The organism is Micromonospora sp. CPCC 205554, assembly GCF_036902745.1.
Taxonomy (GTDB): domain Bacteria; phylum Actinomycetota; class Actinomycetes; order Mycobacteriales; family Micromonosporaceae; genus Micromonospora; species Micromonospora tulbaghiae.
In genome coordinates this window covers 1-16761 of record NZ_JBAKHP010000018.1, presented here as the reverse complement: position 1 = coordinate 16761, position 16761 = coordinate 1, and the positions used below count along the sequence as shown (strand labels likewise).

Below are 16761 nucleotides of genomic sequence, written 5' to 3'. Positions count from 1 at the left end.
ACCGGCGCGGCGTCCACGCCGGACCGGCCGTGGCGTCAGAGCGAGGTCATCTCGCCGGTGTCGAACAGCTCCGCCCGCTGCGCCTCCGGCTCCCACAGGTCCGGCTGGGCGGGCTCCTCCACCCCGATGCGCATCGCTTCGAGCTGGGCGGCGAAGGCCAGCCCGCCGAACAGCGCGATCCCGGTGAGGTTGGCCCAGAGCAACAGGGCCATCATGCCGGTCAGCGCGCCGTAGGTCTGGCCGAATCCGCCGCTGTACTTCACGTAGGCGGCGAGCAGCAGGCTGGCCAGCCACCAGATCGCGATGGCGATGGACGCGCCGAAGAAGAGCCACGACAGGCCGGGCTGGCGGCGTCGCGGGGCGTGCCGGAACAGCACCGCGACGGCGAGGACGGTCAGGCCGAGGCTCAGCGGCCAGCGGATCACGTCCCACCCGGACATGGCGAGGTCGCCCCACTCGTAGTGCCGCCGTACCGACTCGCCCATCGCCCGGCCGCCGACCAGGATCAGGAAACCGGCCAGCGCGGGCACGCCGGCGAGCACCGCGAGGACCGCGGCGCGCACGTACTTGGCCAGCGCCGGGCGGTCCCGCTCGACGCCGTAGATCCGGTTGGCGCCCCGCTCAATCTGCGCCATCGTGGTGGTCAGCGCGACCAGCCCGGTGAGCAGACCGAGGGTCAGCGCCAGCTCGCCGGCGTCCTCCGTACGCTCGCTGTCGGTCAGCAGGTCCTGCACCATCGCCTCGCTCTGGCCGGGCGTGATCGCCAGCACCGTGTCGGCGACGACCTTGCCGCCCTCGTCCACGCCCAGGTCGGTGATCAGACCGGTGAGCGCGATCAGGAACGGCACCACGGCCAGGCAGAGCTGCAACGCCAGCGCCCGGGAATGGCTGAAGCCGTCGCCGTAGCGGAACCGGATGAACGCGTCCCGCAGCAGGCACCAGCCGCCGTGCCGGCGCAGTGTGTGCCAGGCGTCGTCGGCGGACAGCTCGTTCTCGGCCATCAGCCGGGTCTCGGGGACCAGCTTCGTGCTACTCACGGCGGGCCTCCTCGACCAGGTGCTCGCCGCGCTCGCCGACCGCGTCGGCGTCGACCGCCAGGTCGGGGTCCTCCTCCGGGCGCGGTACGCAGAGCCAGAGCGACTCGGGGCGGATGGTGGCCTTGAGCGAGCGGCCCGGCTCGATCAGGTCGCCGTCGAGCTGCCGGGGCTGCGACCGGGTGCTGGTGATCTCGACCGAGCGGGCCCGGAACACCTCCATCCCGGGCACTCTGTCGCGGCGGCGCAGCACCGCCCAGCCCATGGCGAGCCAGTGGCGCAGCGTACGCGGCGTCAGCACCGCCACGTCGAGCCAGCCGTCGTCCGGTTCGGCCTCGGTGAGCAGGCGTACCCCGCCCTGGAGGCGCCCGACGTTGGCGACCAGGACCGAGCGGGCGCGGCGGCGCAGCGGCGGCTTGCCGTCGATGCGCACCGAGACCCGCATCGGCCGGTCGCGCAGGTGCCGGGCGGCACCGACCACGTACGCGGGCCAGCCGATCCGCTTCTTCGTGGTCTCGGAGGTGGAGTCGAGCATCTGGGCGTCGAAGCCCATCCCGGCCATCACCGCGAAGCACTTGTCGCCGACCACGCCGACGTCGAGGCGGCGCATCCCGCGCTCGACGGCGACCTCCAGCCCGGCGGCCAGGTCGTTCGAGAGGCCGAGGTTGGCGGCCAGCAGGTTGCCGGTGCCCTGGGGCAGTACGGCCAGCGCCACGTCGGTGCCGGCCAGCGCGGTCACGCAGGCCATCACCGTGCCGTCGCCGCCGCAGGCGAAGACGACCTCCGCGCCCGCCTCGACGGCCTGTTCCGCCTGCCCGCGGCCCGGGTCCTCGACTGTCGTCTCGTACCAGGCCGGGGCCGGCCACCCGGCGGCGGCGAGCGCGCCGTCCACGGTGCGGCGGAACTCGTCCAGGTCGGCCACCTTCACCGGGTTGACCACCACTGCCGAGCGCGGGGTGCGGTTCTCCGCGTTCACCGGGCGCTTGTCGTCTGCACCGTCCACGGCGTCAGTGTGCAGGACACGGGGCGTGACGGCGACCCGGCGGAGCGGGACGTTGCGAGGACCGCAAACAGGTTTGAAGACCGGGTGCGGGTCAGGCCGCCTCACGCAGCGCCGCGTCGACGCGCCGCCGCAGGTCGTCGATGTCCACCCCGGCCTCGGTGAGCACGACCGCGGCCGGGCCGTCGCCCTCGCGCAGCAGGCCGAGCAGGATGTGTTCGGTGCCGATGTGCCGGTGGCGCAGCCGCAGCGCCTCGCGCAGCGACAGCTCCAGCACCTTCTTGGCGCGGGGCGAGAACGTGCCGTGGTGCGACCCGCGACGCCACCACCGGCGCGGACGCGGCGTCGCCTCGCGCAGCGCGTCGGGGCCGAAGGACTCCTCGATCCGGGCCACGATCGCGGCGAGGTCGATGCCGATCTCGCGCAGCGCCGCGGCGTCCGCCGCGCCGAGCCCGTCCACGCCCTGCGCGGTGTGGCGGGCCACCGCGGCGCGCAGCGCGTCGGCCTCGACGCCGCCGGCCGCCAGCAGCCGTACCGCCAGGCTGTCGCGGTCGGCCAGCACGCCCAGAAGCAGGTGCTCGGTGCCGACCGGCCGCCGTCCCTCGGTGCGGGCCTCGTCGAGCGCGTGGTGCACCACGCTCCGGGCCCGGTCGGTGAATCGTTCGAACATCACGCCTCCCAGCTCTCGCGCACCGCCGGTCGTCCGGCGTGCTTCTTGTGGACCGCCTGCCGGCTGACCTCGAGGGCGTCGGCGATCTCCTGCCACGACCAGCCCTGCCGCCGGGCGTTGTCGACCTGGATCACCTCGAGCCGTTCGAGCAGCCGGCGCAGGGCGAGCACGGCGCGCAGGCCGACCTTGGGGTCGGTGCTGCCGGCTGCCGCCGCGAGTTCCGTCGCTCGACTCATGCTGTCAATGTAGGTTGACGCATCCCCTCTGTCAACCCTGGTTGACAGGCGACCCGGCCTGCCGCTGTCCGGCCGGTCCCGGTGTTACGGTCCGCTGATGTTCCGCCGCCGTCCGCTGGACCGGCCGGTCGAGTCCGCGCGCCGGCTCACCGCCGGCCGCCTCACCCTGGAGATCGCCGGCGGCAGCGTGGTCGGGCACCGCTACCCGGAGAACTACGACGTGCTGCACGTCGACCCCGAGCTGCCGCTCGCGGTGGTCTGCGACGGGATGGGCGACGGCGAGGGCAGCCGGGTGGCCGGCACGACCGCCGCGGAGACGTTCACCACGCGGGTCCGCGCCGGCTGGCCCGCCGTCGGCGCCGCCGCTCTGCGGGCCGCCGTGGCGGAGACCCAACGGCGGGTACGCCAGGCCGGCGCCGCGCAGCCCGGCCTGACCGGGTGCACGCTCACCGCGCTCGTGGTCGAGCCCGACGGCGACCAGGGCTGGCTGGTCCAGCTCGGCGACTCGCGGGCGTACCGGCTGCGCGACGGGCTGCTGGAGCTGGTCACCGTCGACCACACCATGGCCTGGCTCGGCCTGCTGCACGGCTGGTGGCCGGCCGACTCGCCGGAGGCGGCGCGGGCGCGCTACCAGCTGCTGCGCTACGTCGGCCACCCGGACCGGCCCGAGCCGGACCTGCTCGCCGTGCCGCTGCGCCGGGGTGACACCTGGCTGCTGTGCACCGACGGGATCAGCGACCAGCTCGGCTACCACCGGCTGCGCGACCTGCTGTCCGCGCGACGCGACCCGGCGCGCACCGCCGAGGCCCTGCTCGCCGCCAGCCTGGACGAGGGCGGCGAGGACAACGCCACAGCCGTCGTGCTGCGCGTACACCCGGCGCTGCCCGCCCCGCGCTGACCGCCAGTTCCGCCGACCCGCTCCGGCGCACCCGGTCCCACGACTACGGTGGGTGAAAAGCACGGGTCGGGAGGTGAGCCGGGGTGGCCGCACCCAGCCACGGCGCGGTGGTGGTCGGCGTCAGCCGGTCCGAGGCCGACCTGGCGGTGGTCCGCACGGCCGCCGCCGAGGCCGCCGCCCACGACCGGCCGCTGCACCTGCTGCACGCGTTCAACTGGGCCGCGACGCCCGGCCCCGCCCCGGCCGGCGGCACCCGCACGGACGCGGAGAACGTGCTGGAGCACGCCGGGCAGGTCGTCGCCGAGTGCGCGCCGCAGGTGTCGGTCAGCGGCCGGATCGTCGAGGGCTCGCCGGTCGAGGCGCTGCTGCGGGTCGCCGACACCGCGTTCCTGATCGCGCTCGGTGACGGGGGCATGTCCACCCACCCGGACCGCGTACCGGCCGACACACCGGCCGTGGACGTGGCCGCCCGGGCCGGTTGCCCGGTGCTGGTCGGGCGGACCGAGCCGGCCCCGCCCGGCCCGCTGCTCGTCGGCTTCGACGGGTCGCCCAGCTCGCAGGCCGCGCTCGGGTACGCCTTCGACTGCGCGCAGCACCGCGGCGCCCGCCTGCTCGCCGTCCAGGTGATCGAGCCGGAGTCCGGCGACCGCGGCGACGGGCGGCTGGAGGAGGCGGTCACCCGGACGGCCCGGCGGTACCCCCGGGTCGCCGCCGACTGCGAGACCGTCCACGGCGACCCGAAGTCCGTCCTGCTCGACCGGTCCCGCGCGGCACAGCTCGCGGTGGTGGCCGCCTGGGGAGACGGGCCGGTAGGGTCCACTCTGGGCGCGGTCAGCCAGTCCCTGCTCTACCACTCGCCGGCCCCGCTGATCGTCGTACGGGGTGTCCCCGCAGATACCGGGGACGGGTCGTGACGCCCGCGCGAGGCGGGACCTACGGCCCTGACCGGCGACCCCCGACAGGGACGAGGCTGGACGCGCCGGGGAAGAAAATGTGGTCCCCGAGTGGCAGCCGACCCCGAGCCACGAGAGGCTAAGGCAGCATGGACACCGCGGTGAACCTGCACAGCCCCCTGACCGAAGACGAGTTGCGCCGGCTGGACGCCTACTGGCGCGCGGCGAACTACCTGACCGTCGGCCAGATCTATCTGCTCGACAATCCGCTGCTGCGCGAACCGCTCAAGCCTGAGCACGTCAAGCCGCGCCTGCTGGGCCACTGGGGCACCAGTCCCGGGCTCAACCTGCTCTACACGCACCTCAACCGGGTCATCGTGAACCGGGATCTGTCCGCCATCTTCGTCACCGGCCCCGGTCACGGCGGCCCGGCGCTGGTGGCGAACACGTGGCTGGAGGGCACCTACAGCGAGCTGTACCACCACATCCCCCGGGACGAGACCGGCATGCAGCGGCTGTTCCGGCAGTTCTCCTTCCCGGGCGGCATCCCGAGCCACGTGGCGCCGGAGGTGCCGGGTTCGATCCACGAGGGCGGCGAACTGGGGTACGCGCTGAGCCACGCGTACGGCGCCGCGTTCGACAACCCGGACCTGCTCGTGGCCTGCGTGATCGGCGACGGCGAGGCGGAGACCGGCCCGCTGGCCGGAAGCTGGCTGTCGAACGTGTTCCTCAACCCGGCCCGCGACGGCGCCGTGCTGCCGATCCTGCACCTCAACGGCTACAAGATCGCCAACCCGACGGTGCTGGACCGGATCCCCGGCGAGGACCTGCGGGACATGATGCGCGGCTTCGGCTACGAGCCGTACGTGGTCGAGGGCGACGACCCGGCGACGGTGCACCAACTGCTGGCCGCCACGCTCGACCGGGCGGTCGACGAGATCACGGCGATCCAGCGCCGGGCCCGCTCCGGCGAGCACGTCGAGCGCCCCCGCTGGCCGATGATCGTCCTGCGGACGCCGAAGGGCTGGACCGGTCCGTCCCGGGTCGACGGCAAGCAGGTCGAGGGCACGTTCCGCGCCCACCAGGTGCCGATCTCCGAGGTCCGGGACAACCCGGAGCACCTGGCCGAGCTGGAGCGCTGGCTGCGCAGCTACCGGCCGGAGGAGCTGTTCGACGCCACCGGCGGCCCGGTCGCCGAGGTGGCCGACCTGCCGCCCACCGGTGACCGCCGGATGAGCGCCAACCCGGTCGCCAACGGCGGCCGGCTGCTGCGCAACCTGGAGCTGCCGGACTTCCGCGACTACGCGGTCGACGTACCGACGCCGGGCGAGCCGATGGCCGGCGCGACCGGTGTGCTCGGCCCCTGGGTCCGCGACGTGATCGCGCGCAACCCGGAGACGTTCCGCCTGTTCGGCCCGGACGAGGTCGCCTCGAACCGGCTCGGCGCGGCGTTCGAGGTGACCGACCGCGCGTTCGTGGGCGCCGAGGTGCCCGGCGACGACCACCTCTCCCCCGACGGCCGGGTGATGGAGGTGCTCTCCGAGCACCTGTGCCAGGGCTGGCTGGAGGGCTACCTGCTGACCGGCCGGCACGGCATCTTCACCAGCTACGAGGCGTTCATCCACATCGTCGACTCGATGGTCAACCAGCACGCCAAGTGGCTGAAGGTGACCCGGAACATCCCCTGGCGGGAGCCGGTGGCGTCACTGAACTACCTGCTGTCCAGCCACGTGTGGCGCCAGGACCACAACGGCTTCTCGCACCAGGATCCGGGCTTCATCGACCACGTGGTCAACAAGAAGGCCGAGGTGGTCCGGGTCTACCTGCCGCCGGACGGCAACACGCTGCTGTCCACCATGGACCATTGCCTGCGCAGCCGGCAGTACATCAACGTGGTGGTGGCCGGCAAGCAGCCCGCGCCGAACTGGCTGACCATGGACGAGGCGATCCAGCACTGCCGCCGCGGCCTGGGCATCTGGGACTGGGCCAGCAGCGACGACGGCACCGAACCGGACGTCGTGCTCGCCTGCGCCGGCGACGTGCCGACGCTGGAGACGCTCGCCGCCGTCGACCTGCTGCGCCGGCACCTGCCGGACCTGAAGGTGCGGGTGGTCAACGTGGTCGACCTGATGCGCCTGCAGCCGCCGTCGGAGCACCCGCACGGCCTGCCGGACAACGAGTTCGACACCATCTTCACCCGCGACAAGCCGGTGATCTTCGCGTACCACGGCTACCCGTGGCTGATCCACCGGCTCACCTACCGCCGCACCAACCACGACAACCTGCACGTGCGCGGCTACAAGGAGGAGGGCACCACCACCACGCCGTTCGACATGGTGATGCTCAACGACCTGGACCGCTTCCACCTGGTCATCGACGTGATCGACCGGGTGCCGGGGCTGCGGTCGCGCGCCGCGCACCTGCGCCAGGACATGGTGGACGCCCGCCAGGCCTGCCGCGACTACACCCGCCGCTACGGCGAGGACGACCCCCGGGTCGCCGAGTGGCGCTGGATCAGGGAGAACGACCCCGCGGTGAGGAGTGGCGAATGAGCGACGACGAGATCCTGGTCGGCTACGACGGCTCCTCGGACGCCGCCGTCGCCCTGAACTGGGCGCTGGACGAGGCGGGCCGCTCGGGGCGGCCGGTCCGCCTCGCGTACGTCTTCGAGTGGTTGACCGTCACCGGCTGGATCGGGCCCGGCGTGGCGCCCGGGGTGTGGCCGGACGAGGCCGCCCGGCAGCAGGTCGAGGAACTGGTCCGCAAGGCGGCGGCGGACGCCGCCGCCGAGCGGCCGGGCCTGACCGTGCACGGCGAGGTGTTCGACGGGCCGCCCGCGCTGGTGCTCCAGGAGCGGTCCGCCGACGCCGGGATGCTGGTGCTCGGCAGCCGGGGTCACGGCGGCTTCGGCGGGCTGCTCGCCGGCTCCACGGCGGTCTCGGTCACCGCGCACGCCCACTGCCCGGTGGTGGTGGTCCGCGACGGCCAGGCCGCCACGTCCGGGCCGGTGGTGGTCGGCTCGGACGGCTCGGAGTCGGCGCTGCGGGCGCTCGGCTTCGCCGTCGAGCGGGCCGCGCAGCGGGACGTGCCGCTGCGGGTGCTGCGGGCCTGGGAACCGCCGGGTGACCGGTGGGTGCCGCCGGACTTCGACCCCGAGCAGGTCGCCGCGAGCGAGCGGGCCGCCGCCGAGGCGGAACTGGCGCCGTGGCGGGAGAGCTTCCCCGACGTGCCGGTGGAGATCGAGGCGGTCCCCGGCAGCGCGTCCGCGCTGCTCGTCGAGGCGAGCCGGTCGGCGCAGCTGGTGGTGGTCGGCAGCCGGGGCCGGGGCGGCCTGCGCGGCATGCTGCTCGGCTCGGTCAGCCAGCAGCTCATCCAGCACTCGCACTGCCCCGTCGCGGTGGTACGCGAACGCTGACTCAGCGGCCGGGCGCGGTGGAGCCCTCCTCCGGGTTGAGCGAGAAGTAGTCCTCCTCCTCCTGGGCCAGGTGCAGGCGCAGCACCGCGTCCAGACCGTAGAGCGCGGCCAGCAGATCGGGCACCTCGTCACGGCGCAGCCGGCCGTCCGGCTGCGCCGTGAGGTGCCCGCCGATCCGCTCCACCAGCCGCACGATCTCCACGTGCGCCCGGCTCATCGTGGAGGTCGCCTCGTCGCTGCCGAGCGGCCCGGCCAGCGCCGGGTAGAGCTGCCGGTCCTCGGCCGCCTCGTGCGGCAGCACCTCGTCGATCAGGCGCCGGTGCACCTCCCGCAGCGCCGGCAGGCACGCCGGGTCGTCCGGGCGGGTCGCCACCATGTCGGCGGTGTCCCGCAGCCCGGCCAGCACGTCGCGCACGCCGCCGTGCTCGCCCGCGTACCGGTCGAGCAGTTCGCGGGTGTGCGCGGGCAGGTCCCGCCGCCGCAGGCCGCCGCCGAGCGCGCGCAGCGCGTTGAGGATCACCAGGACGTCGATGCCCTCCTGGAGGAACGCGCCGGCGACCGGGGGCAGCCGCCCCGCGGCGGCGACGACCATCGCCACCACCGCCAGGCCCATCCCCACCGTGGCGCTCTGCACCGCGATGCGGCGGGCGTACCGGGCGATCTCGACGGCGTCGGCGAGCCGGTCCAGCCGGTCCACGGTGAGCACCGCGTCGGCCACGTCCGCCGAGGCGGTCGCCCCGGTGGCGCCCATCGCCACGCCGACGTGCGCCTCGGCCAGGGCGGGCGCGTCGTTCACGCCGTCGCCGACCATCACGGTCACCGCGTGCGCCGACTCCTCGCGTACCCGATCGGCCTTCTCCTGCGGCGAGCAGCGCGCGATCACGTCGTCCACGCCCACGACCTGCGCGACCTGCCGGGCCGTGCCCGGCCGGTCGCCGGTCACCATGACCAGCCGGGTCAGGCCCGCCTCGCGCAGCCGCCGCACGGTCCGCCGGGCGTCCGGCCGGACCGGGTCCTCCAGCAGGATCGCGCCCAGCGGCCCGTGGTCGTCGCTGACCCAGACCGCGGAACGCCCGGCCCGTTCGGCGCGCTCACCGAGCCGGCCCGCCCACTCCGGCGGTTCCCCGGCGAGCTGCCCGACGTGCACCATCCGCCCGTCGACGCGCCCGCTCACCCCGTGCCCCGGCTCCTCCGTGACCTGCGTCGGCTCGGCCAGCGCCAGCCCGCGCTCGCGGGCCTGCCGGACCAGCGCGGCGGCCAGCACGTGCGGGGAGAGCTGCTCGACCGAGGCGGCCAGCCGCAGCACGTCGTCCCGGTCGCCGCCCGGCGCCACCACCACCTCGGCCGCCCGGGGCCGACCCGCGGTGAGCGTGCCGGTCTTGTCCAGCAGCAGGGTACGGGCGCGGCCGAGCTGTTCCAGCGACCCGCCGTCCCGGACCAGCACACCGCGCCGGGCCACCCGGGACAGCCCGGAGACCACGGCGATCGGGGTGGCCAGCAGCAGCGGGCACGGTGTGGCCACCACGAGCACCGCCACCGCCCGGGTGAACTCGCCGGACAGCAGCCACGCCACCCCGGCCAGCACCAGCGTGAACGGCACGAACGCGGCGGCGTACCGGTCGGCCAGCCGTACCATCGGGGCCTTGCGGGCGGTGGCCTCGCCGGCCAGGCGGACGATGCCGGCGTAGGTGCTCTCCGCCGCGTTGCGGCGGGCCCGCAGCCCGAAACCGGCACCGGCGTTGACGACACCGCTGGCCACCTCGTCCCCGGCCGCGCGGGTGACCAGCTGCGACTCGCCGGTGACCACCGACTCGTCGAGCGTGGCCGCCTCCTCGACCACACCGTCCACCGGCACCACGTCGCCCGGCCCGACCACCAGGCGGTCCCCCACCGCGACGCGGTCCAGCGGCACCACCTCGATCCCGCCGTCCGGGGTGCGCCGGCGCGCCTGCCGGGGCGCGCGTTCCAGCAACGCCCGCAGGTCGCGGGTGGCGCGGCGCTGGGCGTACTCCTCCAGCGTCCGCCCGGTGGCGACCATCACCGCGATCACGGCGCCGGCCAGGTACTCCCGCACCAGCAGCGCGCCGAGCAGCGCCAGCACCGCGATGACGTCCACCCCGAACTGCCGCAGCCACAACTGGCGCAGCGTCGTCCAGGCCGCCGGCACCAGCGCGACCACCGTGACCGCCGCCCAGACCAGCCGGGCGGCGTCGTGCGCGCCGGCGAACCACAGCGCCGCCCCGGCCAGCACCGCCGCCGTGAGCAGCACCAGCGGCGCCCACTCGGCCCAGGCCCGCCGCGGGGCGCGGGCCGGCTGCTCGGGTACGCACTCGCGTGGCTCGGTTCCCACGTGTGGATCGTCTCAGTCCCGGCGCGGGACGACACGGGTAATCCGGCCCTGCGGGGCGGCCGGGCATGCCCGAGGATGGAGCGGCATCCCCACCCGGGCGTCCCGGGCGTGGGGCACGATGGGGAAAACAGGAAAGGTCGTGACGATGAGCCACGAGACGCCGGCCGGCGATCGCCCGTTGACCACCGCGCTCGCGGAGGCCGCCGGAATGGCCGGCCACGCCCCCTCGGTGCACAACACGCAGCCGTGGCACTGGACGGTCCTGCCCGACGCGCTGGAGCTGCGGGTGGTCCGCGAACGGCACCTCAGCGCCATGGACCCGGAAGGGCACCTGCTGGTGGTGAGCTGCGGCGCCGCGCTGCACCACGCCCGGGTGGCGCTGGCCGCCGAGGGCTGGACCCCGGTGGTGGAACGGCTGCCCGACCCGAAGGAACCCGACCTGCTGGCCCGGATCACCACCCTCAAGCACACCGGCGCCGACGCCGACGCCATGCGCGTCGTGCAGTGCATGCAGGTGCGGCACACCGACCGGCGGCCGGTCAGCGACGAGCCGATCCCCACCGCCGCGCTGAACGACATCGAGCGGGCGGCCACGCTGGAGGGCGTGAACCTGCAAGTGCTCGACGACACCCAGAAGATCCAGCTCGCCGGCGCCGCGCAGCAGGCCGCCGCCGTCGAGGCCGACAGCCCGGAGCTGCGCGAGGAGCTGGCGTACTGGACCAGCCGGGCCGGCACCGGCACCGGGCTGCCGCCGGAGGTGCTGCCCGAGCAGGCCCCGCAGACGACCGTTCCGGCCCGCGACTTCGGCCGCGCCGGCTCGCTGCCGATCGGGCCCGGCCACGACAAGGCCGCCGTGTACGGGATCCTGTGGGGCTCCGACGACGAGCTGATGAGCTGGCTGCGCGCCGGTGAGGCGCTCTCCGCCGCCTGGCTCACCGCCACCCGGCACGGGGTGTCGCTGGTGCCGCTGTCCGGTGTGGTGGAGGTCGAGAGCACCCGCGAGGTGCTGCGGCAGATGCTCTCCGGCCTGGGGTTCCCGTACATCAGCATGCGGCTCGGCGTGGCCGACCCGAACCACGCCGGCCCGCCGCACACGCCCCGGCTGGACGTCGCGCAGACGGTCGACACCTCGGCGGTCCGCGACAGTCTCGCCTGACCGGTCTCGATCACGGCGGCCACCGGGGGATACCATCGCCGGGTGGCCGCCGCACCCCAGTCCCGGCACGAGCACGTCACGCCGTCGCTCGGACTGACCCCGCTGTCCCGCGTACGCCTGGACGAACTGCTCCAGGAGATGCTCGACCGCGTCGGCGAGGTGGTGACCAGCCGTGAGCGGCTGCGGGCGCTGCTGGACGCGGTCGTCGGCATCGGGTCCGACCTCGACCTGCGCAGCACGCTTCAGCGGATCGTGCAGTCGGCGTGCGAGCTGGCCGGCGCCCGCTACGGCGCGCTCGGCGTGATCGGGCCGGACCGCATGCTGCACGACTTCATCGTCCACGGCATCAGCCCGGAGCTGCACGCGAAGATCGGCGAGCTGCCGCACGGCCGCGGCGTGCTGGGTCTGCTCATCGACGAGCCGAAGCCGGTCCGCATGCCGGACATCACCAAGCACCCGAAGTCGTACGGCTTTCCCCCGAACCACCCGCCGATGCACAGCTTCCTCGGCGTGCCGGTGCGCATCCGCGACCACGTCTGGGGCAACCTCTACCTGGCCGAGAAGCAGGGCGCGGCCGAGTTCACCGAGGACGACGAGGAGATCGTGGTGGCGCTGGCCGCCGCGGCCGGCGTGGCGATCGAGAACGCCCGCCTCTACGCGCTGGCGCACCGCCGCGAACGCTGGCTCGCCGCCGCCGCGGAGATCACCTCCGTGCTGCTCGGCGAGGTACGCCGTACCGACGCGCTGACGCTGGTGGCCCGCCGCGCCCGCGAGGTCGCCGAGGCCGAGCTGGCCCTGGTGCTGCTCTACGACGAGGACGAGGCCCAGTTCACCGTCGAGGTCGTCGACGGCGCCGACCCGGTCACCCGGGAACTGGTCGGCGCGGTGCTGCCGGCCGCCGAGACCAGCTTCGCCGCGTCCGTCACGCAGGGCCGCCACGACCAGGTCGACGACCTCGCCGCCGCGGCGCCCTGGCCCCGGCCGGTGGTCGCCGGGCCGGCCGTGGTCTCCCCGCTCGCCGCCGCCGACACGCTGCACGGCGTCCTGGTGATCGGCTACCGGCCCGACCACGGGCCCGCCGCCGACGACGACCTCGCGCTGCTCGCCAGCTTCGCCGGGCAGGCCGCGCTGGCCATGGAACGCGCCCGCGGCCAGGAGGAGCGGGAACTGCTGGTGGTCCTGGAGGACCGCGAACGCATCGCCCGCGACCTGCACGACGTGGTGATCCAGCGGCTGTTCGCCACCGGCCTGCAACTGCAGAGCGGCGCGATGAACGCCCGCCCCGAGGCGGCCAAGCGGATCAACCAGGCGGTCGACGACCTGGACGCCACCATCCGCGACATCCGCCGCACCATCTTCGAGCTGCGTACCCCGATGAGCGCGGCGCTGCGCACCGAGATCCGCGAGGCGATCGAGGTGGCCGCCGAGTCGCTCGGCTACCGGCCGCACCTGGAGCTGATCGGCCCGATCGACAGCGCCGTCCCGGACGACCTGCGCCCCGAACTCACCGCCGTACTGCGCGAGGCGCTGTCCAACGCGGTACGCCACGCGCAGGCCGACCGGGTGTCGGTGCGCGTACGCGTCGACTCCGGCCGGGTCGAGATCACCGTCACCGACGACGGGATCGGCTGCGACCCGGAGGCGGCCCGCAGCGGCCTGGTCAACCTGCGGGAGCGGGCCGAGCGGCTGGGCGGCGAGTTCTCGCTGCGCCGGGCCGATCCGCGCGGCACCGAGGTGCGCTGGAGCGTCCCGCTCGACTGAGGCGCCGTCAGGTGTTCTTGCCGAGCAGGCGGGTGGCCAGCACCGCCGCCTGGGTACGCCGCTCCAGGCCCAGCTTCGCGAGCACGCTGGACACGTAGTTCTTCACCGTCTTCTCGGCGAGGAACATCTTCCCGGCGATCTCCCGGTTGGTGAGTCCCTCCGCCACGTACTCCAGGATCCGCCGCTCCTGCTCGGTGAGCGACTTCAGCTCCCGCGGCTGCTCCACGCCGCTGCGGATGCGCTCCAGCACGCGGGTGGTGATCGCCGGGTCGAGCAGGGACTGCCCGGCCGCCACCCGGCGGACCGCGTCCACCAGGTCGGTGCCGCGGATCTGCTTGAGCACGTACCCGGCGGCGCCCGCCATGATCGCCGCGAACAACGCCTCGTCGTCCTCGTACGAGGTGAGGATCAGGCCCTTGATCGAGGAGTCCACGGCCCGGACGTCCCGGCAGACGTCGATGCCGTTGCCGTCGGGCAGCCGGGCGTCGAGGATCGCCACGTCGGGGCGCAGCGCCGGGATGCGGCGCGCCGCCTCCTGGGCCAGGCCGGACTCGCCGACCACCTCGATGTCGCCGCTGCTCTGGAGCAGGTCGGCAAGGCCACGACGGACGACCTCGTGGTCGTCGAGCAGGAACACCCGGATCATCAGTCCTTTCTACCCGCTTTCCCGCCCCCGTAGCACGGGTCGAAAGTCCCGTCCTGCCCGCGTCGGCCGGGACCGACGGCCGGGCCCAGGTGGGGACCTCCGGCCCTGCTCACCGCGCCGCCCGCTGACGCACCGTAGTGGTGTACCCGGCCGGGGAAGCCGGCGCCGCACGAGAGGGAGCACCACCATGACGACCGAATACACCGGCGAGCAGCTGCGGGCCGCGGTCGCCGACGCGGTCCGGGCGCCGTCGCTGCACAACACCCAGCCGTGGCGGTTCCGGCTCGTCGACGGCGGCATCGAGGTGTCCGTCGACCCGCTGCGCGGCCTGCCCGCCACCGACCCGACCGGCTGGGGCGCGCGCATCGCCGCCGGTGCGGCGCTGTTCAACCTGCGGCTGGCGCTCGCCGTCGCGGGCACCCCGGCCACTGTGCGGCTGCGCCCGTACCCCGCCGACCCGGACGTCGTGGCCCGGCTGGTGCCGGACGTGCCGCGCCGCCCCACCCCGGTCGAGCAGAGCCTGTACGGGGCGATCAGCCACCGGTTCAGCAACCGCGCGCCGTTCTGGCCCGACCCGGTGCCGGCCGAGGCCCGCTGGCGCCTCGGCGAGGCGGCCCGCGCCGAGCAGTGCTGGCTGGAGCTGGTGATCGGCACCAGCGCCGTCAACGCGGTCGCCGAGGTCGCCCGCAGCGCCCACCGCGTGCTGGAACGCGACCCCGCGTACGTGGCCGAACGGGCCGAGTGGATCCGCTCCGAGCCGGCCCCGGACGGCGTGCCCACCGGCGCCGCCGGACCGCAGAGCGAGCCGCAGGACCTGCTGCCCCAGCGCGGCTTCGGCGGACGCAACCGCGCCCCCGGCCGCGACTTCGAACCGGAGCCGCTGGTCGCGGTGCTCGGCTCGGCCGGCAACACCTCCGCCGACCAGATCCTCGCCGGGCAGGCGCTGCAGCGGGTGCTGCTCACCGCCACCGACGCCGGGCTGAGCGTGTCGATGCTGTCCCAGCCGATCGAGGTGCCGGCCGCGCGGGAGGCGCTGCGGATGTCGCTGGGCCGGTTCGGCACCCCGCAGATGGTGATGCGGATCGGCTACGGCCAGCCGGGTCGCGCCACCCCGCGCCGCCCGGTCGAGGAGGTGCTCGACCTGCCGGTCGTGCCGGCCTGACCGGCACCCCTCCGCGGGTCAGGCCGGGAGCGCGGCGAGCAGGGCCGCCTCCCGTTCCGGTGCCAGGCCGACCGGGGCGCGGGCCGGACGCCCCGCCCGGTCCGGCACGCGGCCCACCTCGCGCAGCCACCGCCAGGTGTCCGCCACCGTCTCGGTCACCGGCCGGCAGACCAGCCCCGCCGCGTACGCGCGTTCCACACCCCGCTCCTGCAACCAGCGGTACTCGTGCCCGCGCGGAATCCACACCGGCAGGTCGTTCCACGGCTCCACGCCGGCAGCGAGGATCGGCTCCGGCGCGGTCCACCGCAGCGTCGCGTCCGACCCGGTCACCGCCACCGCCGCGTCGAGCAGGTCACCCAACGTCGCGTGCCCGGTGCGACCCACCACGTTGTACGCCCCGCCGACGCCCTCGGCACCCCGGTCCAGCAGCCAGGTCGCCAGGTCACGGACGTCCACGTACTGGATCGGCAGGTCACGCGGCCCCGGTGCCAGCACGTCCCCGCCCCGGGCGATCCGGTTCAGCCACCACGGCAACCGCCCGATGTCCTCCCCCGGCCCCAGGATCAGCCCGGCGCGCGCCAGCAGCGCCCGGTCACCGAACACCCGCGTCGCGGCGAGTTCCCCGCCGGCTTTGTTCGCCGGATAGTCACCGTCGTCCGCGTCCGGGTCGGCCGGCACCGTGGGCGCCTCCTCGCCGCTGCCGGGCGCGACGGGTGACGCGTACACCGATCCGCTGGACACGTAGACGTAGTGCGCCACCGCGCCGTCCAGCGCCGACGCCGCGTCCCGTACCGCACGGGGTGCGCCGTCCCAGGTGTCCACCACCAGATCCCACTCGCCGCCGGTGAGCGCGGCCAGACCGTCCGGCGCGGTCCGGTCACCCCGCAACCGGTGTACGCCGTCCGGCACCTGACCGTGCACACCCCGGTTGAACACGGTCACCTGCCAGTCGCGGCGTACCGCCTCGGCCACCACCGCACCGCCGACGAACCCCGTACCGCCGAGCATCAGAAGTCGCATGTGTCCCAGCGTGCCGCCCCGTACCGCCCGGCAGGTCCCCCGTTCACGGTAAGCAGATCTGCCAACGGCAGAACCCGGCTCCCCGAGCCTCTCGCGCCCAGCCCTCCCCGTCGATCTTGGAGTTGTGGCGCCCGGGATGCCCGGTTCGCGACGTTCGCGAGGTGCCACAACTCCAAGATCGGCGGACTGCCTCCCCGGCTCACGCCGGGTCCGCGACAGCTCCGGACAGTCCCGCGATCTTGCACTTTGGCGCCCGGCAAACCTCGCGAATCCGGCACCCCGACGGCCCGAACCGCAAGATCGCGCGAATGATCGCGGGGCGCCACCCTCCCGCCCCGGACCAACCCCGCCCTGCCCTGCCCCGCCCTGCCCTGGGTGGGTTGATCGTGAACTTAGCCGCGGTTGGTGTCCGTTTTGTCGCCGCTAACCTCATGATCGACGCGTTGGTGGTGCCCGGGAGGGCTTGTTCGGCGGTGATCAAGGGGTTTGTGTCCTCGGCCGGGCCGGATGTCGACGCAAA

Annotated in this window: 13 protein-coding genes and 2 pseudogenes; 7 read left to right on the top strand and 8 right to left on the bottom strand. The window is 74.6% G+C overall.

From position 1 onward, the window contains the following. Positions 1–35: 35 nt before the first annotated feature. The 5 genes and pseudogenes from V6U82_RS20910 to V6U82_RS20895 form a co-directional block, all read right to left on the bottom strand. Entirely contained in the window at positions 36–1037 is a 1002-nt protein-coding gene (locus V6U82_RS20910; RefSeq protein WP_334463732.1) for a YihY/virulence factor BrkB family protein, read from the bottom strand. Next, a complete protein-coding gene (locus V6U82_RS20905) occupies positions 1030–2037 on the bottom strand; it encodes a diacylglycerol/lipid kinase family protein (protein ID WP_334463730.1) in 1008 nt (335 codons plus the stop codon). Before V6U82_RS20905 ends, V6U82_RS20910 begins: the two co-directional genes overlap by 8 nt. 118 nt (positions 2038–2155) lie before the next feature. Next, a pseudogene (locus tag V6U82_RS31575) lies at positions 2156–2347 on the bottom strand (Clp protease N-terminal domain-containing protein); the annotation flags it as partial. 174 nt (positions 2348–2521) lie between these two features. Then, positions 2522–2704 (bottom strand): annotated as a pseudogene (locus V6U82_RS31570) (Clp protease N-terminal domain-containing protein); the annotation flags it as partial. Continuing rightward, on the bottom strand, positions 2704–2940 hold the full coding sequence (locus V6U82_RS20895; protein ID WP_128137944.1) for an HTH domain-containing protein: 237 nt from the start codon (positions 2938–2940) through the stop codon (positions 2704–2706). The pseudogene V6U82_RS31570 and the gene V6U82_RS20895, both read right to left, overlap by 1 nt. 97 nt (positions 2941–3037) lie before the next feature. Between V6U82_RS20895 and V6U82_RS20890 the strand changes: the two genes are divergently transcribed. The 4 genes from V6U82_RS20890 (at position 3038) to V6U82_RS20875 (ending at position 8146) form a co-directional block, all read left to right on the top strand. Further along, a complete protein-coding gene (locus tag V6U82_RS20890; protein ID WP_334463723.1) occupies positions 3038–3838 on the top strand; it encodes a PP2C family protein-serine/threonine phosphatase in 801 nt (266 codons plus the stop codon). A gap of 83 nt (positions 3839–3921) precedes the next feature. Then, the gene (locus tag V6U82_RS20885; RefSeq protein WP_334463721.1) at positions 3922–4752 is read left to right on the top strand and encodes a universal stress protein; all 831 of its coding nucleotides are present in this window, start codon (positions 3922–3924) and stop codon (positions 4750–4752) included. A gap of 128 nt (positions 4753–4880) precedes the next feature. Then, the gene (locus tag V6U82_RS20880; protein WP_128137945.1) at positions 4881–7283 is read left to right on the top strand and encodes a phosphoketolase family protein; all 2403 of its coding nucleotides are present in this window, start codon (positions 4881–4883) and stop codon (positions 7281–7283) included. Continuing rightward, positions 7280–8146: a universal stress protein gene (locus V6U82_RS20875; RefSeq protein WP_128137946.1), complete on the top strand. Its 867-nt coding sequence runs from the start codon at positions 7280–7282 to the stop codon at positions 8144–8146. Before V6U82_RS20880 ends, V6U82_RS20875 begins: the two co-directional genes overlap by 4 nt. 1 nt (position 8147) lies before the next feature. Here V6U82_RS20875 and V6U82_RS20870 read toward each other — a convergent pair whose 3' ends face one another. Next, complete coding sequence (locus V6U82_RS20870) at positions 8148–10496, bottom strand: heavy metal translocating P-type ATPase (RefSeq protein ID WP_334463718.1); 2349 nt, start codon at positions 10494–10496, stop codon at positions 8148–8150. A 145-nt stretch (positions 10497–10641) separates the two neighbouring features. Between V6U82_RS20870 and V6U82_RS20865 the strand changes: the two genes are divergently transcribed. Next, complete coding sequence (locus tag V6U82_RS20865) at positions 10642–11652, top strand: Acg family FMN-binding oxidoreductase (protein ID WP_128137181.1); 1011 nt, start codon at positions 10642–10644, stop codon at positions 11650–11652. A 93-nt stretch (positions 11653–11745) separates the two neighbouring features. Further along, the gene (locus V6U82_RS20860) at positions 11746–13413 is read left to right on the top strand and encodes a sensor histidine kinase (protein WP_334463889.1); all 1668 of its coding nucleotides are present in this window, start codon (positions 11746–11748) and stop codon (positions 13411–13413) included. Between the two features lie 7 nt (positions 13414–13420). Here the strand turns inward: V6U82_RS20860 and V6U82_RS20855 are convergent, their stop codons facing one another. Beyond that, positions 13421–14059, bottom strand: coding sequence for a response regulator (locus V6U82_RS20855; protein WP_013284884.1), 639 nt, complete (start codon positions 14057–14059; stop codon positions 13421–13423). Between the two features lie 187 nt (positions 14060–14246). Here V6U82_RS20855 and V6U82_RS20850 point away from each other — a divergent pair, with 187 nt between their 5' ends. Continuing rightward, positions 14247–15221 carry an Acg family FMN-binding oxidoreductase gene (locus V6U82_RS20850; RefSeq protein WP_334463713.1) on the top strand — a complete coding sequence of 325 codons (975 nt, stop codon included), beginning with the start codon at positions 14247–14249 and terminating at the stop codon, positions 15219–15221. A gap of 18 nt (positions 15222–15239) precedes the next feature. On the opposite strand, the gene V6U82_RS20845 is transcribed toward V6U82_RS20850, so the two are convergent. Further along, complete coding sequence (locus tag V6U82_RS20845) at positions 15240–16241, bottom strand: NAD-dependent epimerase/dehydratase family protein (RefSeq protein WP_334463711.1); 1002 nt, start codon at positions 16239–16241, stop codon at positions 15240–15242. Positions 16242–16761: the final 520 nt, after the last annotated feature.

Excerpts from the sequence above, each read along its gene's own strand:
- V6U82_RS20845 (WP_334463711.1), bottom strand. The coding sequence starts at position 16,241 with ATGCGACTTCTGATGCTCGGCGGTACGGGGTTCGTCGGCGGTGCGGTG.
- V6U82_RS20875 (WP_128137946.1), top strand. The coding sequence starts at position 7,280 with ATGAGCGACGACGAGATCCTGGTCGGCTACGACGGCTCCTCGGACGCC.
- V6U82_RS20850 (WP_334463713.1), top strand. The coding sequence starts at position 14,247 with ATGACGACCGAATACACCGGCGAGCAGCTGCGGGCCGCGGTCGCCGAC.
- V6U82_RS20895 (WP_128137944.1), bottom strand. The coding sequence starts at position 2,940 with ATGAGTCGAGCGACGGAACTCGCGGCGGCAGCCGGCAGCACCGACCCC.
- V6U82_RS20880 (WP_128137945.1), top strand. The coding sequence starts at position 4,881 with ATGGACACCGCGGTGAACCTGCACAGCCCCCTGACCGAAGACGAGTTG.
- V6U82_RS20855 (WP_013284884.1), bottom strand. The coding sequence starts at position 14,059 with ATGATCCGGGTGTTCCTGCTCGACGACCACGAGGTCGTCCGTCGTGGC.
- V6U82_RS20865 (WP_128137181.1), top strand. The coding sequence starts at position 10,642 with ATGAGCCACGAGACGCCGGCCGGCGATCGCCCGTTGACCACCGCGCTC.
- V6U82_RS20890 (WP_334463723.1), top strand. The coding sequence starts at position 3,038 with ATGTTCCGCCGCCGTCCGCTGGACCGGCCGGTCGAGTCCGCGCGCCGG.